This is a genomic window from Streptomyces camponoticapitis (genome assembly GCF_014646115.1).
Classification (GTDB): Bacteria; Actinomycetota; Actinomycetes; order Streptomycetales; family Streptomycetaceae; genus Streptomyces; species Streptomyces camponoticapitis.
Window position 1 is genome coordinate 1 of record NZ_BMMV01000072.1, and the last position, 946, is coordinate 946.

The following is a 946-nucleotide window of genomic DNA, read 5'->3' on the forward strand; positions in this document are numbered from 1 at the left end:
TGTGGTTTTTGTGGCGGTTGGATCCGGGGGCGGGGTCGTACAACGTGCCGTCGGCGTATCGGTTGTCGGGGTTGTTGGACGTGGAGGCGCTGGGGCGTGCGCTGGGGGGTGTGTCGGCTCGTCATGAGGTGTTGAGGACGCGGTTTGTGGAGCGTGAGGGGTCGGTGGTGCAGGAGGTGCTGCCGGCGGGTCCCGTGGACGTGGATGTGGTGGTGGTTCCTGAGGGTGGGGATCGTGAGGAGGTGCTGGCGGGACTGGTTGCGGAGCGGGCGGTCGAACCGTTCGACCTGGACGGGTATGTGCCTCTGCGTGTGGTGTTGCTTCGGGTGTCGGCTGATGACCATGTCCTGTTGGTGGTGATGCATCACGCGTTCACCGACGCGTGGTCGGACGAGATTTTCTGGCGTGAGCTGGGAGAGCTTTACGGGGCCGCCGTGGACGGCCGGCCTGCCGAACTCCCGGGACTCGGGGTGCAGTATCTGGATGTGGCCCGGTGGCAGCACGGGCTGCGGGAACAGGGTGTCCTGGGAACCCAGCTGGATTACTGGGAGCACGCGCTGGCAGGTGTTCCGGTGCTGGAACTGGTGGTTGACCGGGCACGCCCGGCGATGCAGTCGGGGCGTGGCGAGGACGTTCGGTTCGTCGTGCCGGCGGAGGCGGCCCGGGCCTTGCGCCGAGTGGCGCAGGACTCCGGGGCGACGATGTTCATGACCTTGCTGGCGGCCTATCAGGTTTTCCTCGGGCGGGTCTGCGGGCAGCGTGATGTCGCGGTGGGATGCCCGATGACCGGGCGGACGCGTCCCGAGACCGCGCCACTGATGGGGTATTTCGTCAACGTGGTCGCTCTCCGGGCTCGCTGGGAACCCGGAGAGCGCTTCACCGCGGTGCTGGAACAGGTCCGCGCCACGGTCCTGGAAGGCATGGCGCACCAGGACGTTCCCTTCAG

1 protein-coding gene is annotated in these 946 nt (G+C 67.4%); it reads left to right on the top strand.

The genetic code is table 11. The features are described from left to right. Positions 1-44: 44 nt before the first annotated feature. Positions 45-946 (top strand): condensation domain-containing protein (locus IEY79_RS37095; protein WP_229701467.1); only part of this gene is annotated, 902 nt, incomplete at its 3' end.